The sequence below is a fragment of the Mesorhizobium sp. 01N446 genome, from assembly GCF_056399285.1.
Map to the genome: position 1 here is coordinate 395,300 of NZ_JBFTRA010000002.1, position 23,057 is coordinate 418,356.

Consider the following 23,057-nt stretch of genomic DNA (forward strand, 5'->3'; position numbering starts at 1 on the left):
TGGCGCCTCAATTCGTCTTGGCTTTTTCGTCCCCGGGCAGCACGTAGTCGGTGCCTTCCCAAGGGGAAAGAAAATCAAAATTGCGGAATTCCTGCTTGAGCTCGACCGGCTCGTAGATGACGCGCTTGGCTTCGTCGTCGTAGCGCACCTCGACGAAGCCGGTCAGCGGGAAATCCTTGCGCAACGGATGGCCTTCGAAACCGTAGTCGGTCAAAAGCCTGCGCAGGTCGGGATGACCCGAGAACAGCACGCCATAGAGATCGTAGGTCTCGCGCTCGAACCAGTCGGCACCCGGGAAAACGCCGGTGATCGACGGCACCATCGTCTCTTCGTCGGCCTGCGCCTTGACGCGGATGCGGACATTCTGTTTCGGCGAAAGCAGGTGATAGACGACGTCGAAGCGCTTGGCGCGCGACGGATAGTCGGCGCCGCAGACATCGATGATCGAGATGAACTGGCACCGCGGATCATCGCGCAGGAAGGTCATTACCTCGACCAGATCGCGCGGCTCGACATGGATGGTGAGCTCGCCATAGGCGATATCAGCGCCATTGACGCGACCAATCAGCTTTTCGCCGAGATAGGTCGACAGTTCGCTAAGGGATGCGGCCATGGATTTACCGTTCGATCGTGCCGGTGCGGCGGATTTTCTTCTGCAGGAGAAGAATGCCGTAGAGCAAAGCTTCGGCGCTCGGCGGGCAGCCGGGCACATAGATGTCGACCGGCACGACGCGGTCGCAGCCGCGCACCACCGAATAGGAATAGTGGTAGTAGCCGCCGCCATTGGCGCAGGAGCCCATCGAGATGACGTAGCGCGGCTCCGGCATCTGGTCGTAGACCTTGCGCAGCGCCGGAGCCATCTTGTTGGTCAGCGTGCCGGCGACGATCATGATGTCGGACTGGCGCGGCGAGGCGCGCGGCGCGACACCGAAACGCTCCGAATCGTAGCGGGGCATCGAGGTGTGGATCATCTCCACCGCGCAGCACGCCAGACCGAAGGTCATGAACATCAGCGAGCCCGAGCGCGCCCAGGTGATCAGCGCCTCGGTCGAGGTGACCAGGAACCCCTTGTCGGCGAGCTCATTGTTGATTTCGAGGAAGAAGGGATCGTCCTCCCCCACCGGCCGGCCAGTGTTGGGATCGATAATGCCCTTCGGCTTCGGCGCGACGAGGGTGCCTGAACTGTCGTTCAATCCCATTCCAGCGCTCCTTTTTTCCATTCATAGGCAAAGCCGATGGTCAGCACTGCCAAAAACACCATCATCGACCAGAAACCCAGCATGCCGATCTTCGTGAAGGACACCGCCCAGGGAAACAGGAAGGCCACTTCGAGGTCGAAGATGATGAACAGGATCGACACCAGGTAGAAACGGATGTCGAATTTCATGCGGGCATCGTCGAACGAGTTGAAACCGCACTCGTAGGCGGAAAGCTTTTCGGGATCGGGATTGCGGTAAGCCACCAGGAACGGTGCGGCCAGCAGCGCCAGGCCGACGACCAGCGCCACGCCGATGAACAGGACGATGGGCAGGTATGAACTGAGGAGTGCGTTCATGCAGCGGCTTTCCGTTGGCGCCAATCCACTTTGATTACAGCACCGGACCTTAATGCGGAAGCGTGACAGATTAACCGCTGAACCGTTTTAAGGGGCCTATGCTGCAACGCGGCGAGGGTTAGCGCAGCACTTCCAGCGAAGCAAGTCAAACCTTGTTCAAAACGCCGACCTGGACGGCATATCCGGAGAAACTGGTCCGATCCGCTCCTGTTTGATTTCCTTCACTTTTCACTCCACTTTTATCTCCTGACAGGGTTGCCGCCAAAACCCTGCTAGCATGGGCCGGAATCACCCGTCAGACCAACAGCCGAAGCACCCCAGAGTGATGCCTGCATGAAGGAAAAGATCTCGCTTGCCACCGCCCGGCGCATCGCGCTCGCCGCGCAGGGGTTTCTCGATCCCCGTCCCGCCGGCACGCCCGGCCGCCGCCACTTCGCCCGCGTGCTCTCGCGCACCGGCCTGCTGCAGATCGATTCCGTCAGCGCGGTGGTGCGCGCGCATTACATGCCGCTCTATTCGCGGCTTGGCCCCTACCCGCTCGCTCTGCTCGACAATGCCGCCGTGACGCGCAAGCGCACGGTCTTCGAATACTGGGCGCACGAAGCATCCTTCCTGCCGGTCGAGACCTATCCGCTGATGCGCTGGCGCATGCAGCGCGCCGAACGGGGCGACGAGATGTATCTGGGCCTGGCCAAATGGGGCCGCGAGCACGCCGCCTATATAGAAGAGATCTACCGCGAGGTCGTCGCACGCGGTCCGATCGCCGCTTCGGCACTGGAAGGCCAGAAAGGCTCCGGCGGCTGGTGGGGCTGGAGCCATGCCAAGCATGCCTTCGAGTGGCTGTTCTGGGCCGGGCGCATCACGACGGCGCACCGCCGCGGCTTCGAGCGCTTCTACGACCTGCCCGAGCGCGTGCTGCCGCAGGCGATCCTCGACCTGCCGGTGCCCGCCCCGGAGGACGCGCACCGCGAATTGCTGCGCATTTCCGCTCGCGCCCATGGCATCGCGACATCAGGCGATTTGCGCGACTACTTTCGGCTGTCGCCGGCCAACATGAAGGGCCGGCTGGAGGAACTGGTCGAGACCGGAGAACTGCTGCAGGTGCGAGTCGAGGGTTGGGACAAGCCGGCTTACCTTCACAAGGATGCCCGCCTGCCCCGGAAAATCGAGGCGCGCGCCTTGCTCGCACCGTTCGACCCGGTCGTCTTCGAGCGCTCGCGCTCGGAGCGGCTGTTCGATTTCCACTACCGCATCGAGATCTATACGCCGGCCGAAAAGCGCCAATACGGCTACTACGTCCTCCCCTTCCTGCTCGGCGACCGGATCGTCGCCCGCGTCGACCTCAAGGCGGACCGGCCGGCCAGCGTGCTGCGCGTCCACGCCGCCTACGCCGAGCCCGGCGCGCCGCCCGAAACCGCTGCGCAACTGTTCGAGGAATTGAAACAGATGCAGGGCTGGCTCGGCCTTGAACGCATGGACGTGACGTCCGCCGGCGATCTGGGTCCGGCGCTGGCCGACATGACGGTGTCGTAAGCCCGCGTTGACACCGCTACCCGCAAAAGCCTAAATCCGGTCCAGACGGTCCCCTGCCCGCAACGGCAGGGGCTAAGAGGGAATGCGGTGCGGGGTGAAAAATCTCAAATCCGCGGCTGTCCCCGCAACTGTAAGCGAAGAGCCAAGGCCGAAAGCCACTGGGAGTTTCCCGGGAAGGCGGCACCCAAGGCGATGACCCGCGAGCCAGGAGACCTGCCGTCTGCGACAAAAGAATCCGATCGCCCGGCGGGTTTCCGGGCAAGGAGCCCGGTTTTTGGACCAGAACAGCAGTTTTTCGGCTGGCACAACGGACAATGCGTCCGCCGACAGCGAAGCCTTGGCCGGCGTCACGGTCATCGTCTGCGCCTCCTGTCGCGACGAGACCGGCTCGGACGGGCATCCCCGCGCGGGCGAACTGTTGGCGCAGGACACGCGCCGTGCCGCATCTGATGCAAATATCCGCATCCGCACGGTCGAATGCCTCGGCAATTGCAAGCGCCGGCTGAGCGCCGCCATCCTGCGCGACGGCTGCTGGAGCTATGTCTTCGGCGACCTGACCGTGGCCAGCGGCGCCGACCTCGTCACCGGCGCGAAGCTCTTCGCCACCTCGACGGACGGCCTCATCCCCTGGCGTGGCCGGCCCGATTCCCTCAAGCGCGGCCTCGTTGCCCGTATTCCTCCCCTCGGCCTGTTGAAGGATTGATCATGAGCACTTCCGTATCTCGCGTCCCCTGCACCGTCGTCACCGGCTTCCTCGGCGCCGGCAAGACGACGCTGGTCCGCCATCTCCTGGAAAACGCCGGCGGCAAGCGCATTGCCATCATCGTCAACGAGTTCGGCGACATCGGCATCGACGGCGAGATTTTGAAGGGGTGCGGCATCGACACCTGTCCGGAGGAAAACATCGTCGAACTGGCCAATGGCTGCATCTGCTGCACCGTGGCCGACGATTTCGTGCCGGCACTCGACCAGATCCTGTCGCTCAACCCCAAGGTCGACCACATCCTGATCGAAACCTCCGGCCTCGCTCTGCCCAAGCCGCTGGTCCAGGCCTTCCAGTGGCCGACGGTGAAGAGCCGCGTCACCGTCGACGGCGTCATCGCCGTGGTCGACGGTCCCGCACTTGCCGAAGGCCGCGTCGCCAACGACATGGACGCCCTACAGGCACAGAGGACTGCTGACGACTCCCTCGACCATGACGACCCGGTCGAGGAATTGTTCGAGGACCAGATCGCCTGCGCCGACCTGATCATCCTGTCGAAGAGCGACCTGATGGACGCCGCCGGTTCGGCCCGCGCCAACGCCATCATTGGCGAACACTCCGCCCGCGCCGTGAAGATCGTGCCAACCTCGCACGGCAAGGTCGATCCGTCCGTGCTGCTCGGGCTCGGGCTCGCCGTCGAGGATGACATCGAGAACCGCAAATCCCACCATGACGGCGCCTTCGACCACGAGCATGACGACTTCGACACCTTCATCGTCGACATCCCGTCGATCGCCAATCCGGACGAACTGGCCAAGCGTGTCGCCACTGCCGCCGAACAGGAAAACGTGCTGCGCGTGAAAGGCTTCGTCGAAGTCGGCGGCAAGCCGATGCGGCTCCTGCTGCAGGCCGTCGGCCCGCGCGTCAATCATTACTATGACCGCGCCTGGACGGCCGAGGACGACCGCCGCTCGCGCCTCGTCGTCATCGGCCTCAAGGGGCTGAACCGCCCGGCAATCGAGCGTATACTCGCCGGCTGATTTTCAGACACGGGCCGCGATGCATATCCTCACCACGACCTCCGCCTCGCTCGACGATCTCGCCGAGCCGGTCGATCTGCGGCAGACGCCAGCGGATATCGTGGCCCTGTCCTTCACCGACAGCGATCTCGCCGGGCTGGCGGCCGCCTGGAAGGCGGATGTCGGCCGCCTACCCTCGATGCGGCTGGCGGCACTGCGCGACCTTCGCCATCCGATGTCCGTCGATCTCTGGATCGACAGTGTCGCGCGCCACGCCAAGATCATACTGGTGCGCATCCTCGGCGGCTACGACTGGTGGCGCTATGGCTGTGACCAGTTGGCCTCGACCGCACGCGAGCGCGGCATAAAACTGGCGCTGCTTCCCGGCGAAAGCCACGACGAGGATCTCAGGCTGATCGAAGCCTCGACGCTGCCGCGCCAGGAATTGGACGCGCTGCTCGGCTATTTCCGCGAGGGCGGCCCGGCCAATATGGGCGCACTGGTGCAGCGGCTGGCGGGGTTGGCTGGACAGGATGCTTATGTGACTGAGCCGGTCAGCGTGCCGAAAGCGGGCTACTACGAGCCGAACCGCGGCGTCGTCCCCCTCCCCCTCGAGGGGAGGGTCCGGCCGCAGGCCGGGGGTGGGGTCCTCTCCGAAGCGCGCCAACGCAAAGAAACGTCGCGTCCGGTCGTACCGACCCCACCCGGCCCTGCGGGCCACCCTCCCCTCGAGGGGGAGGGAAAGGTCGTCCCGATCCTCTTCTATCGCTCGATGCTGCTCGCCGCCGATATCGCGCCGATCGATGCGCTCTTTGAAGCACTACGGCAGCGCGGCATGGCGCCTGTCCCCATCTTCGTCTCCAGCCTCAAAGATCCGGCATCCCTGGCCTTCGTGGAAACGGCCCTCGCCACGCTCAAACCCGCCGCCATCATAACCGCGACCGCTTTCGCCTCCGGCGCCGAACCCGGCGTGGAAACCCTTTTCGACCGCGCCGGCGTGCCCGTCTTCCAGGTCATCGTCGCCACCACCCGCCGCGACGTCTGGGAGAACAACCAGCGCGGCCTGGCACCCGCCGACCTCGCCATGCATGTCGTGCTGCMCGAACTGGACGGCCGCATCCTCGCCGGCGCCATTTCCTTCAAGGGCGAAAGCGATGTCGATCCCGGACTTGGCCACCGCGCCTTCGCCAATCGGCCGGAACCGGATCGCGTGGCGCAGGTGGCCGACCGTGTGGCGGCCTTCATCAAGCTGCAGGCGACACCCCGCACCGAGCGAAAACTGGCCATCCTGATCCCGGACTACCCGAGCGCGCCGGGCAGGACTGGCTATGCGGTCGGCCTGGATGTCCCGTCGAGCGTGCTGGCCATGCTGCATGACCTGAAGGAGCAGGGCTATGTGGTTGAAGGGATTCCGCAATCGCCTCGGGCGCTGCTGGGTTTGCTGGAGCGGGGCGATCGGGGGTTGAGTCTGGACGACTACCTTCGCTTGTCCACGGAGTTGCCCAAGGCCGCATACGATGCAGTCGACGGTGCGTGGGGCAACGCCAATGACGAAGCTCACGTCAATGCGCCCCCCTCTGTCCTGCCGGACATCTCCCCCACTAGGGGGGAGATTGGCAGTTCCAGCGGCGGCCTTCCGTCTTCACCCGTGGAAATTGGTGAAAGCGGGCGTGAAGGAGCAATCTCCTCCCTTGAGGGGGGTGAGGAGTGGTCCGCGCAGCGGACGGAAAGCCAATTGCTTGGCTTTCCGAGCGACCAACGCCCGGAGCGACAGCGAAGGGCCGGGTCCGGCAGGACAGAGGGGGGCGCGTCGCGCCAGCCTTCACCATCAGGCAAACAGCACTTCCCCTTCCGCGCCGCGACCTTCGGCAACATCACCGTGGCGCTGGCTCCCGATCGCGGCCGCTCCGCGGATCGCCGCGCCGACTACCACGACCCGACGCTGCCGCCGCGCCACGCCCTGATCGCCTTCGGTCTCTGGCTGCGCAAATCGCTCGGCGTCCACGCCCTGGTCCATGTCGGCGCCCACGGCACGCTGGAATGGTTGCCCGGCAAGACGGTCGCGCTGTCGCAAAGCTGCTTCCCCGAGATCGTCACCGGCTCGCTGCCCGTCATCTATCCCTTCATCGTCTCCAACCCCGGCGAAGCGGCGCAGGCCAAGCGGCGCATCGCCGCCATCACCCTTGGCCATCTGCCGCCGCCGCTGACCGGCGCCGGGCTGGATGAGGATCAGCACAAACTCGAGCGCCTGGTCGACGAATACGCCCAGGCCGACGGCCTCGACCGCCGCCGCCGCGACCGCTTGGCCAAGCTGATCGTCGACACCGCCCAAAAGACCGGCCTTGCCGCCGAAGCCGGCGTCGCCAGGACCGACGCGCCCGACGAGGCGCTGCGCCGCATCGATTCCTGGCTCTGCGACCTCAAGGATTTCGCCATCAAGGACGGCCTGCATATTTACGGCCGTGCGGCTGAGGACGAGCCCGATGCCATGCGCCGCCAGAGTGCCGAGGCTGAAAGATCGGCGCTGCTTGCCGCGCTCGATGGCCGCCACGTCAAGGCCGGTCCGGCCGGCGCACCGGCGCGTGGCCGCTCAGACGTGCTCCCCACCGGCCGCAATCTGTTCACATCGGATCCACGCACAATGCCGACGCCGACCGCCTATGATCTGGGCAAGGCGGCGGCGGAAGAAGTGGTGCGCGGCTATCTGCAATCGCATGGCGACTGGCCGCGTTCGCTGGTCATCGACCTCTGGGGTTCGGCCTCGCTGCGCACCGGCGGCGAGGAGATTGCCCAAGGCCTGGCGCTGATGGGCTGCCGGCCGCAATGGGATGCCGCCACCGGCCGCATCACCGGCATCGAATTGCTGCCGCCGGCCACGCTCGGCCGCCCGCGCGTCGACGTCACCTGGCGCATATCGGGCCTGTTCCGCGACATGTTCCCGACCCAGATCGCGCTGATCGACGCCGCCGCCAACGCCGTTGCCGCGCGCGACGAAGAGGATTCGGAAAACCCGCTCGCGGCCAGGACACGCGCCGACGGCAAGATCAGCCCGCGCATTTTCGGCACCTCGCCCGGCACTTACGGCGCCGGCGTGGAAGATTTGTTGTCGAGCGGCGACTGGGGTGCGCGCGAAGAAATCGGCCGCGCCTATCTCGACGCCACCTCGCATGCCTATGGCGGCGCCGGCGGCGAAGGCATCTCCGCCCCCGGCGCCTTCGAGACCCGCATCGCCGAGGCCGACCTGCTCGTGCACACCGGCGACGACCCTGGCCGCGACATTCTCGAAGGCTCCGCCGACGTCGCCTTCATCGGCGGGTTTTCGGCCGCCCTTGCCGCGCTTGGCCGGAATGCCGACGTCATCGTGCTCGACACCACGGACCCGCAAAAGCCGAAGCCGCGCTCGATCAGTGAGGCCGTGTCGCGGGTGGTGCGCGCCCGCGCCGTCAATGCCCGCTTCATATCGGGCCAGATGCGGCACGGCCCGCGCGGCGCCTCGGAATTCGCCGAGACGGTCGACCGGCTTGTCGGCTTTGCCGAAACCACAAATGCCATTTCGGGCGCGCTGATCGAGGCCGTGCACGACGCCTATGTCGGCGACGCGGAAGTCCGCGCCTTCATCCTGCGCGAAAACCCGGCGGCCGCGAAAGTCATCGCCGAGCGTTTCCTGTCGGCGCGCCGGCGTGGCCTGTGGCATCCCTTGCGCAATTCGATCGACGATGATCTCGCCGCGCTGATTGCCGAGGCCGAGGCGCTGGGAGTGGCGGCATGAACGCCTTCTCGCGCCGCGGCGCCTGCCCGGCTTTGTCGGCGCCGATGCAGACCGGCGATGGGCTCTTGGTGCGGCTCAACCCGGTTGCTGGAGCATTGTCGCCGAAGCTTCTGATCGGACTGGCCGAATCCGCCTTGCGGCATGGCAACGGCATCATGGAAGTCACCGCACGGGGTAGTTTGCAGATACGCGGTCTGACAACGGAAAGTGCTGCACTGCTGGCAGCTGAGGTGGACGCACTGGGCATTGCGGTGCGGACCGGCGTGCCGGTCGAGACTGGCCCGCTGGCAGGCATCGACCCGCAGGAGATCGCCGATCCGCGACCGCTGGCTGAGCGGATCAGGGTAGCGATTGAAGAGGCCGGGCTGACGCCGAGGCTGGGGCCGAAGGTTTCGGTGATTGTCGACGGCGGCGGGCAATTGGCAATGGATGCGGTAACCGCCGATGTGCGGTTGAGGGCGGTACGGGGTGATGCCGGAGTTCAGTGGCAGGTGTCTGTCGCGGGTGATGGGCGGAGCGCACGATTGCTGGTCGAGGCGGAAGACGCCGCCACGCGCGACATTGTCGTCGCAGCGCTGAGGATGGTGGCCGAGAAAGGCCGTGAGGCACACGCAAGGGATTTGTCGGAGCGGCAGTTGGTGTCTCTGGCGGGTTGGCAATGCCTGATAGGTTTGCGCGAGGCGCGCCCCTCTTTCCGACCGGACATCGCCCCCACGAGGGGGGAGACTGCTCTTTCACGCTCGCCTTCGCCAATTTCTGACGCCGAAACGGCTGAGCAAATTTCCACCTTCGCTAGAACGGCGCTGCCGGCCGGGCCGCCAATCTCCCCACCTGTAGGGGAGATGTCCGGCAGGACAGAGGGGGGCACCTCGCGCAAGCCTGTCGGCCTTTTCCCCCTAAACACCGCCACTGCCCTCGGCATTGCCCTGCCCTACGGCAGCATGCCCGCGGACAAAATCATTGCCCTCGCCCAAAGCGCCCTCACCCTCGGCACCACCGAAATCCGCCTCGCCCAAGGCCGCGCCCTGCTTTTCCTTGGCCAGCCTGCCGCCACCAACCAGCCCCTACAAACCACCGCCGCCACCTTCGGCTTCGTCACCGCCCCCACCGACCCGCGCACCCGCATCGCCGCTTGCCCCGGCACGCCCGCTTGCGCCTCCGGCCGGATCGCCACGCGCGAGATCGCAGAGACGATCGCAGCGGAAAACGCCGACATCCTCGACTTCACGCTGCACGTTTCCGGCTGCGCCAAGGGCTGCGCGCATCCCGGTCCGGCGACACTCACGATCGTCGGCGGCGAAAATGGAGCCGGACTTGTCGTGAACGCGACGGCAAAGGCCCTTCCTGCCGGCTACAGGCCGGGCTATGACGCCGCGCGCGGCATCGGTCGCGTCGCAGCGGCAATCCGCAGCGCACGATTTCAGGGCGAGACCGCCGCCGCTTGCCTGACAAGGCTCGGGCCGGCAGCAATCGCCGAGACCTACCAACAGGAATGAGCATGGCCGCCTACGACTACATCCACGACGGCACGGCGATCTACGAGCGCTCCTTCGCCATCATCCGCGCCGAGGCGGACCTGTCTCGCTTCTCCGAAGCCGAGGCCGATGTCGCCATCCGCATGATCCATGCCTGCGGCCAGGTCGAAGCATCGAGCCACTTCGTTTTCTCCACTGACTTCGTCGCCGCGGCGCGCAAGGCCCTTGCCGCCGGCGCGCCGATCTTCTGCGACGCGGAAATGGTCTCGCATGGCGTCACTCGCGCCCGGCTGCCGGCCGGCAACGAGGTGATCTGCACGCTGCGCGACCCGCGCACGCATGAGATCGCCAGGGAGATCTGCAACACCCGTTCGGCTGCCGCGATCGACCTGTGGGGCGAGCGCATGGCGGGTTCCGTCGTCGCCATCGGCAATGCGCCGACCGCACTGTTCTATCTCCTGGAGAAATTGCGCGACGGCGCGCCGAAGCCGGCGGCCATCATCGGCATGCCGGTCGGCTTCGTCGGTGCGGCCGAATCGAAAGATGCGCTGGCCGAGAATTCCTATGGCGTGCCCTATGCCATTGTGCGTGGCCGGCTTGGCGGCAGCGCCATGACCGCCGCCGCGCTCAATTCCCTGGCGAGGCCCGGCCTGTGAACGCGCTCTCCAAAGGCAAGCTCGTCGGCGTCGGCACCGGTCCCGGCGACCCCGAACTGTTGACGCTGAAGGCCGCGCGCGCCCTGGCCGAGGCCGATGTCGTCGCCTATTTCGCCAAGCGCGGCAACAACAGCAATGCGCGGGCCATCGTCGAGGCGCGCTTCCGGCCCGATATGCTGGAACTGCCGCTGCTCTATCCCGTCACCACGGAGATCGACAAGGATCACGACGACTACCGCTCGCAGATCACCGGTTTCTACGAGGAGTCGGCCGAGAAGGTCGCCGAACACCTCGAAGCCGGCAGGATGGTTGCCGTCCTGTCCGAAGGCGATCCGCTGTTCTACGGCTCCTACATGCATCTGCATGTACGCCTCGCCCATCGCTTCCCCACGGAAGTCATTCCCGGCGTCACCGCAATGTCCGGCTGCTGGTCGCAGACCGGCGTGCCGATCGTGCAGGGCGACGACGTGCTGACCGTGCTGCCCGGCACAATGAGCGAATTCGAGCTGACGCGGAGGCTGGCCGACACCGATGCCGCCGTCATCATGAAGGTCGGCCGCAACCTGCCCAAGATCAGGCGCGCGCTGGAGGCTACCGGCAAGCTGACGCGCGCTGTCTATGTCGAGCGCGGCACCATGGCCGGCAGTGTCTCGATGAAGCTCGCCGACAAACCGGACGACAAGGCGCCCTACTTCGCCATAGTGCTGGTCGCCGGTTGGTCCGGCCGGCCTGGTGCCGTGGGAGCGCAGGCATGAGCGGCCGTCTCACCGTCATCGGCCTTGGGCCCGGCAATGCCGATCAGGTCACCCCTGAAGCCAGCCGCGCCGTCGCCGAGGCGAAGTTCTTCTATGGTTACAAGCCCTATCTCGACCGGCTGGAGTTGCGCCCGGACCAGACTCGCGTCGCCTCGGACAATCGCGAGGAACTCGCCCGCTCCAAGGATGCCTTGATCAAGGCCGCCGAGGGCCATGATGTCGCCGTCGTTTCCGGCGGTGACCCCGGCGTGTTCGCCATGGCGGCGGCCGTCTGCGAGGCGATCGAGGCCGGACCGGTGGAATGGCGCGCGATCGATGTCGCGGTCGTGCCCGGCATCACCGCCATGCTCGCCGTCGCCGCCCGCATCGGCGCGCCGCTCGGCCATGATTTCTGCGCCATTTCGCTGTCCGACAATCTGAAGCCGTGGGAACTGATCGAACTGCGGCTGCTGGCGGCGGCCGGCGCCGGCTTCGTCATCGCGCTCTACAACCCGATCAGCAAGGCGCGCCCTTGGCAGCTTGGCCGCGCCTTCGAATGCCTGACGGCGATCCTGCCGGGCACCACGCCTGTCATCTTCGGCCGCGCCGCCGGCCGGCCGGACGAACGCATCGAGGTCTACCTGCTGGCCGATGTCGACGCGCAGAAGGCCGACATGGCGACCTGCATCATCATCGGTTCGCCGGAAACCCGGATCATCAAGCGCGTCGACAGGCCGGCGCTGGTCTACACGCCGCGTTCGGCAGCGGGCTCGACAAAATGATCGACCCCAAATTGGTCAACAATCGCGGCGAGCTCATCGACGGTTTCAGCCGAAGGCACCTCCGGCAGATCAGGCCTGCGCACCATGACCACCTCGATGCCAAGCGCCCGTGCCGCGACGATCTTGCCATAGGTGGCAGCGCCGCCGCTGTTCTTGGACACGACGACGTCGATGCGATGGTTTTCGAGCAGCGCGCGTTCTTCCCCCTCGCCAAACGGCCCGCGCGCCAGCAGATAGCTCGCATCCGGCACGGCCAGCTTCGGCTCGACCGGATCGACGCTGCGGATGAGATAGTGGTGCTGCGGTGCTGCTTCGAAGGCAGCAACCTCTTGCCGGCCAAGCGCCAGGAAGACACGGCGCGGCGCGATTCCAAGCGCGTGAGCGGCACTGGCAACCGTATCAACCTCAGTCCAGCGGTCGCCTTCGACAGGCTCCCAGCCGGGACGGCGCAAGGCGAGGATCGGCACGCCGGTCAGCCGCGCCGCTTGCGCGGCATTGGCGGAGATTCGCGCGGCATAGGGATGCGTGGCGTCGATCAGCAGGTCCGTGCCCGTCTCCCCGAGATAGGCGGCCAGGCCCTCGGCGCCACCAAAGCCTCCGCTTCGCACGGGCACGCCTTGCGCGACGGGGCTTTCGGTGCGCCCGGCCAAAGACAAGGTGAGCGACATATCGGCACGCGCGGCCAGCTTTCCCGCCAGTTGCCGGGCTTCGCTGGTGCCACCGAGGATCAGAATTTTCTTCATGGGCACCATGTTGAACAGCGTCGGCGCTGCCCCTCACCCTTACCCTCTCCCCGTGAAGAACGGGGAGAGGGAGGCGTCAGCGTCGGAGCTTCTCCCTTCTCCCCGTCACTATACGGGGAGAAGGTGCCGGCAGGCGGATGAGGGGCAGCGCGACATGTCAAAACAACAGCCAACGCCAAAATGGCTCACCATCGTCGGCATCGGCGAGGACGGTTTAGCGGGTCTCGGCGACGAGGCCAAGCAGCGGATTGCCAAGGCCGAATTCATCTTCGGCGGCAAGCGGCACCTGGCGCTGGTCGCGTCATTCGCCAAGGGCGAGGCGCATCCCTGGCCGGTGCCATTCGATGCCGGGATGGCTGATGTGCTGGCGCTCGCCGGCAGAAACGTCTGCGTGCTCGCCTCCGGCGATCCCTTCTTCCACGGCGTCGGCGCCACGCTCGCCCGCAAGGTCAAGCCGCGAGAGATGCATGTCATTCCCGCGCCGTCGGCCGTTTCTTTGGCGGCCGCCCGCCTTGGCTGGGCGCTGCAGGACATCGAGACCGTCTCGCTGCATGGCCGGCCGCTCGACCTCGTTCGGCCGCTGCTGCAGCCCAATGCGCGCATCCTGGCGCTGACCTCGGATGCCGAAGCGCCGGCGGCAATTGCCGGCCTGCTCACCGAACTCGACTTCGGCGCATCGCGACTGACGGTCCTGGAAGCTTTGGGCGGTCCCAAAGAGAGCCAGCGCACCGTCCGCGCCGATGCCTTCGATATCGCAAACATCAATCCGCTCAACGTGCTGGCCATCGAGATTGATTCCGATCCGCAAGCCCGAATCCTGCCCCTCACGGTTGGCCTCGCCGATCATCTGTTCGACCATGACGGGCAGATCACCAAACGTGAAATCCGCGCCATCACCTTGTCATCGCTGGCGCCAAGGCGCAGCGAATTGCTGTGGGATATCGGCGCGGGTTCTGGCTCCATCGGCATCGAATGGATGCTCGCCCACCCCCTGATGCGCGCGATTGCCATCGAGGCCGACCCGGGTCGCGCCGCCCGCATCCACCGCAACGCCGCGGCCTGCGGCGTTCCCGGCCTCGTCGTGGTCGAAGGCAGCGCTCCCAAGGCACTAGCCAGGCTGGACACGCCGGACGCGATCTTTATTGGCGGCGGCGGCAGCGACACTGGCGTGCTCAGCGCGGCCATCAAGGCGCTGCGCCCCGGCGGCCGGCTCGTCGCCAACGCGGTGACGCTCGAGATGGAAGCCTTACTCCTCGCCCAGCACACAAAACTGGGTGGCGACCTCACCCGCATAGATATTTCGCGCGCCTCGCCGGTCGGCTCGATGCAGGCCTGGCGGCCGGCCATGCCGGTCACCCAATGGAGCTGGGTGAAGCCATGATGATCGCGGGCATCGGCAGTCGCAAAGGCGTTGGCGTTGAAGACGTGCTTGCGGCGATTGAAACCGCTCTCGAAGCGCATGGGCTGGCCATGACGGCACTTTCGGCATTGGCAACGACCGAGTTCAAACGCAACGAAGAAGCCATTTTTGCTGCCGGCCGTGAGCTCAACCTCCCGGTGATAGTGGTGGATGTTGCTGGTTCCGAACCGTCGCTCCCCCTCACCCAGCCTCCGCTTCGCTCGGCTGACCCCTCCCCGGTGGGGAGAGGAGACGTTCAGCGCCGGCGCCAATCTCTTCTCCCCTCCGGGGGTCCGAAGGACGGGCGAGGCCAGCGACTCGCCCCGGCAAAGGTGGCCGCAAAGCGGCCGGATGAGGGGGCGTCTCTGCTCAGTCATTCCGATCTCTCGCAAGAACTCGCCGGCACGCCCTCGGTTTCCGAAGCGTCGGCCCTCGCCGTAGCCGGCGCCGGCGCGAAACTGCTTGGCCCCCGAATTGTGCTTGGCCCGGTCACCTGCGCCATCGCCATCAGCGGAGACGCGCCATGACTGTCCACTTCATCGGCGCCGGTCCGGGTGCCGCCGACCTCATCACGCTGCGCGGCGCAAAACTCCTGGCAAGCTGCCCGGTCTGCCTGCATGCCGGCTCGATCGTCGCGCCCGAATTGCTGCAGCATTGCGCGCCGGGGACGAAACTGATCGACACCGCTCCGATGTCGCTCGACGAGATCGAGGCGGCCTATGTCGAGGCTCACGAGGCAGGCCACGATGTCGCACGCCTGCATTCCGGCGACCTTTCGGTGTGGAGCGCGGTTGCCGAGCAGATCCGCCGGCTGGAAAAGCACGGCATTCCCTACACGCTGACGCCGGGCGTGCCCTCCTTCGCCGCGGCAGCCGCCGCACTGCGCCGCGAGCTGACCATTCCCGAAGTCGCGCAGAGCCTGGTGCTGACCCGCGTCTCCGGCCGCGCCTCAAAAATGCCGCCCGGCGAAACGCTGGCCGGCTTCGGCCGCACCGGCGCCACGCTGGCCATTCATCTTGCCATCCACGCCATCGACCGCGTCGTCGCCGAATTGACGCCGCACTATGGCGGCGATTGTCCGGTGGCGATCGTCTTCCGCGCCTCCTGGCCGGACGAGCGGGTGCTGACCGGAACGCTGGAAACGATCGAGGCACAACTGGCCGCCGATCCGATGGAGCGCACGGCGATCATCTTTGTCGGCCGCTCGCTGGCGGCGGAAGGGTTTGGCGAGAGTTCATTGTACGACGCCCACTATCAGCGGCGTTTTCGCGGACGGGACGGATTGTGAGCGGCAGCAGCAAAAACAAGGGCGAAAACGCCACGCTCGAACAGGCGCTCGCGCGGCTGAATTTCAAGCCGCGCCCGCTGGAGCCGGGCCATGTCTGGCTGGCCGGCGCCGGCCCCGGCGATCCCGGCTGCCTGACGCTGGAAGTGCTGGCGGCTTTGGCCGAAGCGGATGCGCTGGTCTACGACGCGCTGGTTTCACCTGATGTCGTCGCCGTAGCCGCGAACGCCGAGCTTTTCTTTGCCGGCAAGCGCGGCGGAAAACCGTCGATGAAGCAGGACGACATCACCGCCCTGCTGGTCCGGCTGGCGCATGAAGGCCGCCGCGTCGTCAGGCTGAAGGGCGGCGATCCCTATATTTTCGGCCGCGGCGGCGAGGAAGCCTTGGCGCTGGCGCGCGAAAACATTCCGTTTCGCGTCCTGCCGGGCCTGACGTCCGGCCTCAGCGCGCTAGCCGCCACCGGCATTCCGGCCACCATGCGCGGCATCAACAAGGCGGTGATCCTGGCGACCGGGCATGCCGCCGGCACCGACGACGACATCGACTGGGCTGCCATCGCCCGCACCGGCCAGCCGGTCGTGGTCTATATGGGCATGGCCAATCTGCCGCTGATCGCGGCCGCTCTGCTCGACGGCGGACTGGCGCCGTCGACGCCAGCGGCGGTGATCGTCGCCGCCACCACGCCACAGGAGCGGACCGTCGTCGCCACGCTCGCCACCATTGCCGAGGAAGCGGCTGCCGCAGGGCTGGCCTCGCCGGCGCTGATCGTTGTCGGCGGCATCGTCGCCATGCGCGCGGCATTGACGGGGCAGGCATGACGGCCCGCGCCATCATCATCGGCGCGCCGCGCTCCGGCTCGGGCAAGACCAGCGTCACCATCGGCATTTTGCGCGCGCTCACCCGGCGCGGCTTGAAAGTGCGCGGCGCAAAATCCGGCCCCGACTATATCGACCCCGGTTTCCACACCGCCGCCACCGGCCTGTCCGGCATCAACCTCGACAGCTGGGCGATGCCGCCCTCGCTGCTCAACGCGCTGGCGGCGCAACAGGCCGACGACACCGATTTCGTCATCCTCGAAAGCGCCATGGGCCTGTTCGACGGCATTCCGGCCGCGCCGGGGCGAACCGGCTCCGCCGCCGACCTTGCCCGGCTCTACGGCCTGCCGGTGCTGCTGGTGCTCGACGTGTCCGGCCAGTCGACCACGGCGGCCGCCGTCGCCAAGGGTTTTGCCACCTACGATGCCGATGTGCGCATGGCCGGCGTCGTGCTCAACCGGTTGGGCAGCGAGCGCCACCGGCGCCTGTCCGGCGACGCCATCGAGGCGATCGGCCTGCCCGTCGTCGGCGCCATCTTGCGCGACCCCACGCTCAATCTGCCCGAGCGGCATCTCGGCCTCGTCCAGGCCGGCGAATATGATGATCTGATGGCGCATCTCGACCGGCTGGCCGACATGGCGGAGAAATCGCTCGACCTCGATGCCGTGATGAGGCTGGCGACACCCCTCACCCCGGCGGCCGGCGATTTAGCCGATGCGCTGCAACCGCCCGGCCAACGCATCGCGCTGGCCGAGGATGCCGCCTTCACCTTCCTTTACCCGCACGTCGCCGCCTGCTGGCGCAAGGCCGGCGCGGAAATCGTCCCGTTCTCACCGCTCGCCGACGAGGCGCCCGACGACAGCTGCGACGTCTGCTGGCTGCCCGGCGGCTATCCCGAGCTTCACGCCGGCAAGCTTGCCGCCGCCGGGACCTTCAAAGCCGGCATGTCAAGATTTGCGGCGACGAAGCCGATCCATGGCGAGTGTGGCGGCTTCATGGTGCTTGGTGAAGCGCTTGAGGATGCTGCCGGCGAAACGCATCGCATGCTCGGCCTGCTCGGCCACGCCACCAGCTTCGCCAAGAGAAAAATGAACCTCGGCTATCGCGAGGCGCGGCTGCGCGCCGATTGCCCGTTAGGGGCGCAAGGCGCGCTGATCCGCGGCCACGAATTCCACTATGCGCAGATGACGGCCACCGGCAATGACGAGCCGTTGGCCGACCTCGCCGATGGCCAGGGCAATCCGATCGGCGCTTCCGGCTACCGGCGTGGTCAGGTCAGCGGTACCTTCTTCCACGCGATAGCGAGGGCCAGCGCATGAAGTTCCCGAATTTGACCCTTTCACCCCGGCAAATCCTCGACGACGTCGCGCTTTGCCTGGTCTTCTTCACCCGCCTGCCCTTGCCCGACCTCGACTTTCGCGGCCGCAGCCTCGCCGCCGCGATCTGGGCCGCACCGGTCGCCGGCCTTCTCGTTGGGCTGATCGGCGCCATCGTCTTTGCCACGGCGGAACGGTTCGGCCTCGCCATGGGACCGGCGGCCGCCATTGCCCTTGTGGCGACGGTACTGACCACCGGCTGCCTGCATGAGGATGGGCTGTCCGATGTCGCGGACGGCTTTGGCGGCGGCAAGTCGCGCGGCCGCAAACTCGACATCATGCGCGACAGCCGCATCGGCGCCTACGGCGCCATGGCGCTGGCCCTGTCGCTGCTGATCCGCTGGAACGTGCTTTCGGAACTGGTGGATCCCACTCAGGCTCTCTTTGCCCTTGTTGCCGCGCATGCGGCCTCGCGCGGTGTGCTGGGCGTCTTCATGCACCTCTTGCCGCCGGCGCGCTCCGACGGCCTCTCGGCCGGCGCCGGCACCGTCTCGCTGGAAACCGCGATCGCCGGCGCCGTGCTCGGCGCGATCCCGCTTCTCCTGCTCGGGGTCGGCGGCGCCATTGCCGCGCTGATCCTGCTCGGCCTGTTCTTTGCCGCCTTCCATGCGCTTTGCCTCAACCAGATTGGTGGCCAGACCGGCGACACGATCGGCGCCTTGCAGCAGGTGAGCGAAATATCAGTGCTTCTCGTCGCTTCCGTCGCGCTTTCCTGATCCCATTCGACTTGATTCCTTTCCGGAGACCTTGCCCCCATGCCATTCAAATCCCTCGATGAATTGCGCGCCGCCTGCCTCGACCTGCCCGCCGGCAGCGATACCGCCGCCAAGGCCGTTGCCAGCCGCCAGGACACGCTGACCAAGCCGCAAGGCAGCCTCGGCCGGCTGGAGACCATCGCCGCCTGGCTGGCGCGCTGGCAGGGCCGCGACATGCCCAAGCTTGACCGGGTAAAAGTGTTTGTCTTCGCCGGCAATCACGGTGTCACCGCGCAGGGCGTGTCGGCCTTCCCCTCGGAGGTCACCGTGCAGATGGTGGCGAACTTCGCCGGCGGGGGTGCTGCCATCAACCAGCTCGCCCGCATCGCCGGCGCCGAACTCGATGTCATCCCGCTCGATCTCGACCATCCGACCGGCGACTTCACGCAAGTGCCGGCAATGGACGAGAGAGCCTTCCTCGCCGCGGTCTCGGCAGGCTATGATGCCGTGACTAATGATCTCGACCTGGTCTGCTTCGGCGAAATGGGCATAGGCAACACCACGCCGGCCGCTGCCATTTCGGCGGCGCTCTTCGGCGGCGGCGCGGAAAAATGGACCGGGCGAGGCACCGGCGTCGACGATGCCGGCCTGAAGCGCAAGGTGGTCGCCATCGAAGCAGGCCTCAGGCGCCATGCCGCCGCTCTTGCCGACCCGCTGGGCATTGCCGCGGCCCTTGGCGGCCGCGAACTCGCCGCCATCCTCGGCGCCACGCTGGCCGCCCGCCATCTCGGCATACCCGTGCTGCTCGACGGTTTCGTCTGCACCGCCGCCGCGGCCCCACTGGCCAGGCTGCACCCGACCGGCCTCTCCCACGCCATCGCGGCCCATGTCTCTGCCGAATCGGGCCATCGCGGCCTGCTCGAGGCGCTCGGCCTGCCGCCGCTGCTCGATCTCGGCATGCGGCTCGGCGAAGGCTCCGGCGCCTGCCTCGCCGTCAACATCGTCCGCTCGGCGCTGGAGTGCCATGCAAGAATGGCAAGCTTTGCCGAGGCTGGGGTGTCGGAGAATTAAACTCCATCGAAATTTCAACACTGTTGAAACATCGAAATAACCTCATCTTGATTATTCGAGGCTATGCCAAACCCGCACAACGGGCGCCTTCTCTGATCGCAGCAATGGCGAGAGGATTGGTAACCGGATAGGTTCTGATGAACACTTCGGGCGTGAAGTCCGGGAACTCGTCCTTCAGTCGTGAATTGATCTTAGCGACCTGAGGCGTTTCATTGAGCATCGCATGAGCCATTGCCAGAAACAGAAGTGTGGCGGGCGAATCTAGCGCAGATTGACGTAGCGCGAGCAGCGATTCCCGATAAAGGCCTAGAACGTAGCTGCATCGCGCAAGCATTCCGTAATACCAGGGCACATATGGATTTAGCTGGACCGCTCGCTTGGCCAGTTCGTAGCCACGCTTCGGGTCGCTACCAACAAGAGCAAGGCTACCCGCAAGAAGGGCAAGCGAGTCAGCGTCATTTGGAGCAGCCGCCAACACTCGGTCATGTTCTTCGACAGCAGCTTCGACATCGCCCTGCAATGCCCGAAGATCGGCAAGCATAATGCGGGCGTAAACATCGGCCGGATCGAGCGCCAGCGCTTGCTTGACACATTTGCTCCAGCTCTCGATCGAGCCGGAAACGTTGTCAGTAAACCCGTTGATAGCATCCACAGCATGCGCAAGTGCCAGCGCGGTCCAGGCTCTTGCTAGACCCGGGTCGAGTTCGATTGCACGCGCCAGTAGCCGTATCGCCTCCTTGTTCGACTCACGGGTGAAAAGGTGCTTCTGTTCAAGCCCAAGCAGATAACAGTCATAGGCCTGCAAACTTGCTGGAGGCTTCCGACGAGCCGCATCGCGTCGCAGATTGGCGAGCTGACCGTGGCAAGTTGCAAGGACATTGATGACGTTTTCGGCCACGCTGTCCAGCATCGCAAACAGGTTGTTCGCGGAACGATCGTAACGCACCGTCCAAACATCGACCCCTGTATGGGCGTCGACGAGTTGAACGCGGATGCGCACCCGCTGCCCGTCCACTTGAAAACTTCCCTCGATCACGTAGTCGGCATTCAACTCTCGTCCGAGGGCTCGCACGTCAACACGCCGTCCCTTGTAGGAAAGCATTGTTTGGCGGGCGATCACCGCAAGGTCCCGGTAGCGGGCGAGATCAACTATGAGGTCCGCCGACAAACCATCAGCGATACGAGTCCAGCGCTCTTCTCCGCTTAGATTGTCGAACGGGAGAACTGCGAGGACCGGTGGACCCGACTCGTCGGTCGAAAGGCTTCCGGGTAGTGCCTGGCTGAAGTCCTGCTGGCGATGAGCGGCAAGTAGCGCAGCAAGCGCCACTTTGCTGCGAACATCGAGCTTCCGATAAATGGCCGAAAGATGGGTCCGAACGGTGGTAGGCGCTATGAAGAGCGTTTCGCCGATTTCGCGATAGGTCATTCCCTCCGCGAACTTTGCCGCGACCACCAATTCCCGCTCCGACAAGCCGGCGAGTGGATTGCCTACGGCGCGAAGCATTGTTTCGAACTCCCCATCCGCTGCCGACCCGTGGCTAAGAACCGATGGCCTTGCCTTAGTGAAATACTACAGATGCGACATCGAAAACACTGCATTTGCACGATTCCATCCGACGGGTCAGCATCCTAGCCTCCGCAGGTCGGCAGGGTCTGGTCGCATGGCAGGCCCTGGTCGATTCAGAACACGGAGGGCCTCCATGACAAGGTTGTCTGTCTTGACCGCAATACTGGTGCTGTCGGTGTCGGCGGGGCCATGCTTGTCCGAAGGCACCCAAACTAACGGCAAACTGATTTCGGAAGATGCGGTGGAAGCTGCCAGCGCTGAACTGTATTCCGACATCCTCGTGCGAGCATGCAGGAACGGATGGCGGTATCCTCGCAGCTACGTCGAAAACGGATTTAGGCGCCACCTGGCAGAGCTGAAACTGCAGCTTGTCGATCAGGGTTACATTGTCGTACCCGACATGACCGCGAATGATCCGGAGGTCCAAACAACGATATCGGGGACCAAACGCCGTCTGGTTGGCTCGCGCCAATTCAGCTGTTCCCACCCATACTGGCGCGATGAATGACCTTGGGATTGGGTTTTAGCCCTAGCCCAAGGCTGGGAGTTGCCGTTGGACAATGCAGGATCGCGCCCTTGTTGTCGGCATGTAGGGCGGTCTTGCCCGCCCTCGCAGGCCTGTTACCGGGAATTTTACCGTTTTGGAGATTTGGCGGGGCCAAACTGGCTCCCCATATCGCCTGTAGCATGTTGAAATATCAGCGGAAAAATGGTGGGTGCGCACAGGATTGAACTGTGGACCCGCTGATTAAGAGTCAGCTGCTCTACCAACTGAGCTACGCACCCACTCGGCCGGCAAAAACCGGCGTTGGCGGGCATATAGCCGCCACCATCGGCCATGTCTAGCCCTGCCGGAATCATTTCCCGACAAATCGACAAACCCTTTCAGCGATCAGAGGAAAAGCTTGCCTTCCGCCACCTTCACGGCATGGCCGCCAATGCGCGCCGAGGCCAGTTTTCCGCCTTGCACGGTCAGTTCCAGGCGAATGCGCGACGGCCGGCCCATCTCCAGCCCCTGCTCGATCCACAGCTGCGAAATACCATCCGTCGGAGCATCGAAATGCATGATGGCGCCGGCAAAGGCCGCCGCCGCCGAACCGGTCGCCGGGTCTTCATAGGAAGGCGTGCCCGGCACGATCATGCGCACATGAAAGGCGCTTTCATGGTTCACCGTCTCGCGGCAATAGACGTAGGGGCTGGCAAAGGCCCATTCGCTCTTGCGCGGCGCCAGTTCCGACCACGCCTGGTTGTCCAGCCGTATGCGGCTCGCCGCTTCGAGATTGGCGACCGGGATGGTCACATAGGGCACGCCCGCCGACCAGAAGGCGACGCGGTGATTCTCGAAGCCGACCTCATGCGGCGCCAGGCCAAGGGCGGCACCGATCGCCTGCGGATCGGCCTCCAGCTTCAAAGGCTCCGGCAATTTGGCGAGATCGAACTCGGCGAAGGTGGCGCCATCATGCGAGCTGACCGCGCAGCGCACCGGGCCGATATTTTCTTCCAGCACGAAGATACCGGCGCCGCCCTCGCCGGAGAGTTCCGCAAGCGCGATTGCCGAACCGACCGTCGGATGGCCGGCGAACGGCATTTCATAGTCCGGCGTGAAGATGCGGATGCGGTTCTTATGCTTGGGGTTGTCCGGCGGCAGCACAAAGACCGTCTCGGACAGGTTGAATTCGCGCGCGATGGCCTGCATCGCGGCGGTGTCCAGACCTTTGCAATCCAACACCACGGCCAGCGGATTGCCGGCCAGTCGCTCGGTCGTAAACACATCGTAAAGCAAGTAATTCCGGGTTTGCATTCCTGCCTCAATCCCAACATGGGCGAAATTTAATTTGATATTCGAACCGGCAAGCCTGATCTGTGCACAGATAGGGACA

At 65.4% G+C, this 23,057-nt stretch carries 21 protein-coding genes, 1 tRNA gene, 3 pseudogenes and 1 riboswitch; of the genes and pseudogenes, 17 read left to right on the forward strand and 8 right to left on the reverse strand.

The annotated features are described in order from the left end of the window. Positions 1 to 7: 7 nt before the first annotated feature. From AC1DPX_RS10255 to AC1DPX_RS10265, 3 genes are read right to left on the reverse strand one after another with little or no spacing between them, the layout of a single operon-like run. On the reverse strand, positions 8 to 613 hold the full coding sequence (locus tag AC1DPX_RS10255) for an NADH-quinone oxidoreductase subunit C (protein WP_477236332.1): 606 nt from the start codon (positions 611 to 613) through the stop codon (positions 8 to 10). A 4-nt stretch (positions 614 to 617) separates the two neighbouring features. Next, a complete protein-coding gene (locus AC1DPX_RS10260) occupies positions 618 to 1,199 on the reverse strand; it encodes a NuoB/complex I 20 kDa subunit family protein (RefSeq protein WP_015317338.1) in 582 nt (193 codons plus the stop codon). Continuing rightward, positions 1,190 to 1,555, reverse strand: a complete 366-nt coding sequence (locus tag AC1DPX_RS10265) for an NADH-quinone oxidoreductase subunit A (RefSeq protein WP_095204098.1) — start codon at positions 1,553 to 1,555, stop codon at positions 1,190 to 1,192. The genes AC1DPX_RS10260 and AC1DPX_RS10265 overlap by 10 nt, the downstream gene beginning before the upstream one ends. 333 nt (positions 1,556 to 1,888) lie before the next feature. On the opposite strand from AC1DPX_RS10265, the gene AC1DPX_RS10270 reads away from it, so the two are divergent. The 8 genes from AC1DPX_RS10270 (at position 1,889) to AC1DPX_RS10305 (ending at position 12,226) form a co-directional block, all read left to right on the forward strand. Further along, entirely contained in the window at positions 1,889 to 3,088 is a 1,200-nt protein-coding gene (locus tag AC1DPX_RS10270) for a winged helix-turn-helix domain-containing protein (protein ID WP_477236334.1), read from the forward strand. Between the two features lie 29 nt (positions 3,089 to 3,117). After that, positions 3,118 to 3,323: riboswitch (cobalamin riboswitch) on the forward strand. A 39-nt stretch (positions 3,324 to 3,362) separates the two neighbouring features. Then, the gene (locus AC1DPX_RS10275; protein WP_477236336.1) at positions 3,363 to 3,791 is read left to right on the forward strand and encodes a DUF1636 family protein; all 429 of its coding nucleotides are present in this window, start codon (positions 3,363 to 3,365) and stop codon (positions 3,789 to 3,791) included. Positions 3,792 to 3,793: 2 nt separating this feature from the next. Further along, on the forward strand, positions 3,794 to 4,831 hold the full coding sequence (gene cobW, locus AC1DPX_RS10280) for a cobalamin biosynthesis protein CobW (RefSeq protein WP_477236338.1): 1,038 nt from the start codon (positions 3,794 to 3,796) through the stop codon (positions 4,829 to 4,831). 19 nt (positions 4,832 to 4,850) lie between these two features. Further along, on the forward strand, positions 4,851 to 8,579 hold the full coding sequence (locus AC1DPX_RS10285; protein ID WP_477236340.1) for a cobaltochelatase subunit CobN: 3,729 nt from the start codon (positions 4,851 to 4,853) through the stop codon (positions 8,577 to 8,579). Next, positions 8,576 to 10,075 carry a precorrin-3B synthase gene (cobG, locus tag AC1DPX_RS10290; RefSeq protein ID WP_477236342.1) on the forward strand — a complete coding sequence of 500 codons (1,500 nt, stop codon included), beginning with the start codon at positions 8,576 to 8,578 and terminating at the stop codon, positions 10,073 to 10,075. The genes AC1DPX_RS10285 and cobG overlap by 4 nt, the downstream gene beginning before the upstream one ends. 2 nt (positions 10,076 to 10,077) lie before the next feature. Further along, positions 10,078 to 10,710, forward strand: a complete 633-nt coding sequence (locus AC1DPX_RS10295; protein ID WP_477236344.1) for a precorrin-8X methylmutase — start codon at positions 10,078 to 10,080, stop codon at positions 10,708 to 10,710. Continuing rightward, positions 10,707 to 11,465: a precorrin-2 C(20)-methyltransferase gene (locus AC1DPX_RS10300; protein WP_477236346.1), complete on the forward strand. Its 759-nt coding sequence runs from the start codon at positions 10,707 to 10,709 to the stop codon at positions 11,463 to 11,465. Before AC1DPX_RS10295 ends, AC1DPX_RS10300 begins: the two co-directional genes overlap by 4 nt. Further along, positions 11,462 to 12,226, forward strand: a complete 765-nt coding sequence (locus tag AC1DPX_RS10305) for a precorrin-3B C(17)-methyltransferase (RefSeq protein WP_477236348.1) — start codon at positions 11,462 to 11,464, stop codon at positions 12,224 to 12,226. Before AC1DPX_RS10300 ends, AC1DPX_RS10305 begins: the two co-directional genes overlap by 4 nt. Here the strand turns inward: AC1DPX_RS10305 and AC1DPX_RS10310 are convergent. Together AC1DPX_RS10310 and AC1DPX_RS10315 are read right to left on the reverse strand one after the other, a co-directional pair. Then, positions 12,190 to 12,969: a cobalt-precorrin-6A reductase gene (locus AC1DPX_RS10310; RefSeq protein ID WP_477236350.1), complete on the reverse strand. Its 780-nt coding sequence runs from the start codon at positions 12,967 to 12,969 to the stop codon at positions 12,190 to 12,192. The two genes, AC1DPX_RS10305 and AC1DPX_RS10310, sit on opposite strands and share 37 nt — an antisense overlap. A 26-nt stretch (positions 12,970 to 12,995) precedes the next feature. Then, a pseudogene (locus tag AC1DPX_RS10315) lies at positions 12,996 to 13,118 on the reverse strand (cytochrome c-type biogenesis protein); the annotation flags it as partial. A 5-nt stretch (positions 13,119 to 13,123) separates the two neighbouring features. On the opposite strand from AC1DPX_RS10315, the gene cbiE reads away from it, so the two are divergent. The 8 genes and pseudogenes from cbiE (at position 13,124) to cobT (ending at position 19,610) form a co-directional block, all read left to right on the forward strand. Then, positions 13,124 to 14,350: a precorrin-6y C5,15-methyltransferase (decarboxylating) subunit CbiE gene (gene cbiE, locus AC1DPX_RS10320; RefSeq protein WP_477236352.1), complete on the forward strand. Its 1,227-nt coding sequence runs from the start codon at positions 13,124 to 13,126 to the stop codon at positions 14,348 to 14,350. Continuing rightward, positions 14,350 to 14,529 (forward strand): annotated as a pseudogene (locus AC1DPX_RS10325) (cobalamin biosynthesis protein); the annotation flags it as partial. The gene cbiE and the pseudogene AC1DPX_RS10325, both read left to right, overlap by 1 nt. A gap of 195 nt (positions 14,530 to 14,724) precedes the next feature. Further along, positions 14,725 to 14,895: pseudogene (locus AC1DPX_RS10330) on the forward strand (cobalamin biosynthesis protein); the annotation flags it as partial. Beyond that, positions 14,892 to 15,656: a precorrin-4 C(11)-methyltransferase gene (gene cobM, locus AC1DPX_RS10335; RefSeq protein ID WP_477236353.1), complete on the forward strand. Its 765-nt coding sequence runs from the start codon at positions 14,892 to 14,894 to the stop codon at positions 15,654 to 15,656. The pseudogene AC1DPX_RS10330 and the gene cobM, both read left to right, overlap by 4 nt. After that, positions 15,653 to 16,471, forward strand: a complete 819-nt coding sequence (cobA, locus tag AC1DPX_RS10340) for a uroporphyrinogen-III C-methyltransferase (protein ID WP_477236355.1) — start codon at positions 15,653 to 15,655, stop codon at positions 16,469 to 16,471. The genes cobM and cobA overlap by 4 nt, the downstream gene beginning before the upstream one ends. Next, entirely contained in the window at positions 16,468 to 17,787 is a 1,320-nt protein-coding gene (locus tag AC1DPX_RS10345; protein ID WP_477236357.1) for a cobyrinate a,c-diamide synthase, read from the forward strand. Before cobA ends, AC1DPX_RS10345 begins: the two co-directional genes overlap by 4 nt. Next, the gene (gene cobS, locus AC1DPX_RS10350) at positions 17,784 to 18,560 is read left to right on the forward strand and encodes an adenosylcobinamide-GDP ribazoletransferase (RefSeq protein ID WP_202359170.1); all 777 of its coding nucleotides are present in this window, start codon (positions 17,784 to 17,786) and stop codon (positions 18,558 to 18,560) included. Before AC1DPX_RS10345 ends, cobS begins: the two co-directional genes overlap by 4 nt. Positions 18,561 to 18,599: 39 nt before the next feature. After that, on the forward strand, positions 18,600 to 19,610 hold the full coding sequence (gene cobT / locus AC1DPX_RS10355) for a nicotinate-nucleotide--dimethylbenzimidazole phosphoribosyltransferase (protein WP_477236359.1): 1,011 nt from the start codon (positions 18,600 to 18,602) through the stop codon (positions 19,608 to 19,610). Between the two features lie 61 nt (positions 19,611 to 19,671). Here cobT and AC1DPX_RS10360 read toward each other — a convergent pair whose 3' ends face one another. Further along, positions 19,672 to 21,114, reverse strand: coding sequence for a LuxR C-terminal-related transcriptional regulator (locus AC1DPX_RS10360; protein WP_477236361.1), 1,443 nt, complete (start codon positions 21,112 to 21,114; stop codon positions 19,672 to 19,674). A gap of 214 nt (positions 21,115 to 21,328) precedes the next feature. Here AC1DPX_RS10360 and AC1DPX_RS10365 point away from each other — a divergent pair, with 214 nt between their 5' ends. Further along, complete coding sequence (locus tag AC1DPX_RS10365; protein WP_477236363.1) at positions 21,329 to 21,685, forward strand: hypothetical protein; 357 nt, start codon at positions 21,329 to 21,331, stop codon at positions 21,683 to 21,685. Positions 21,686 to 21,887: 202 nt separating this feature from the next. Here AC1DPX_RS10365 and AC1DPX_RS10370 read toward each other — a convergent pair. After that, positions 21,888 to 21,963 (reverse strand) — tRNA-Lys (locus AC1DPX_RS10370). Positions 21,964 to 22,069: 106 nt separating this feature from the next. Beyond that, positions 22,070 to 22,978 (reverse strand): PhzF family phenazine biosynthesis protein, encoded by a 909-nt coding sequence (locus tag AC1DPX_RS10375; protein ID WP_477236365.1) that lies wholly within the window; start codon positions 22,976 to 22,978, stop codon positions 22,070 to 22,072. Positions 22,979 to 23,057: the final 79 nt, after the last annotated feature.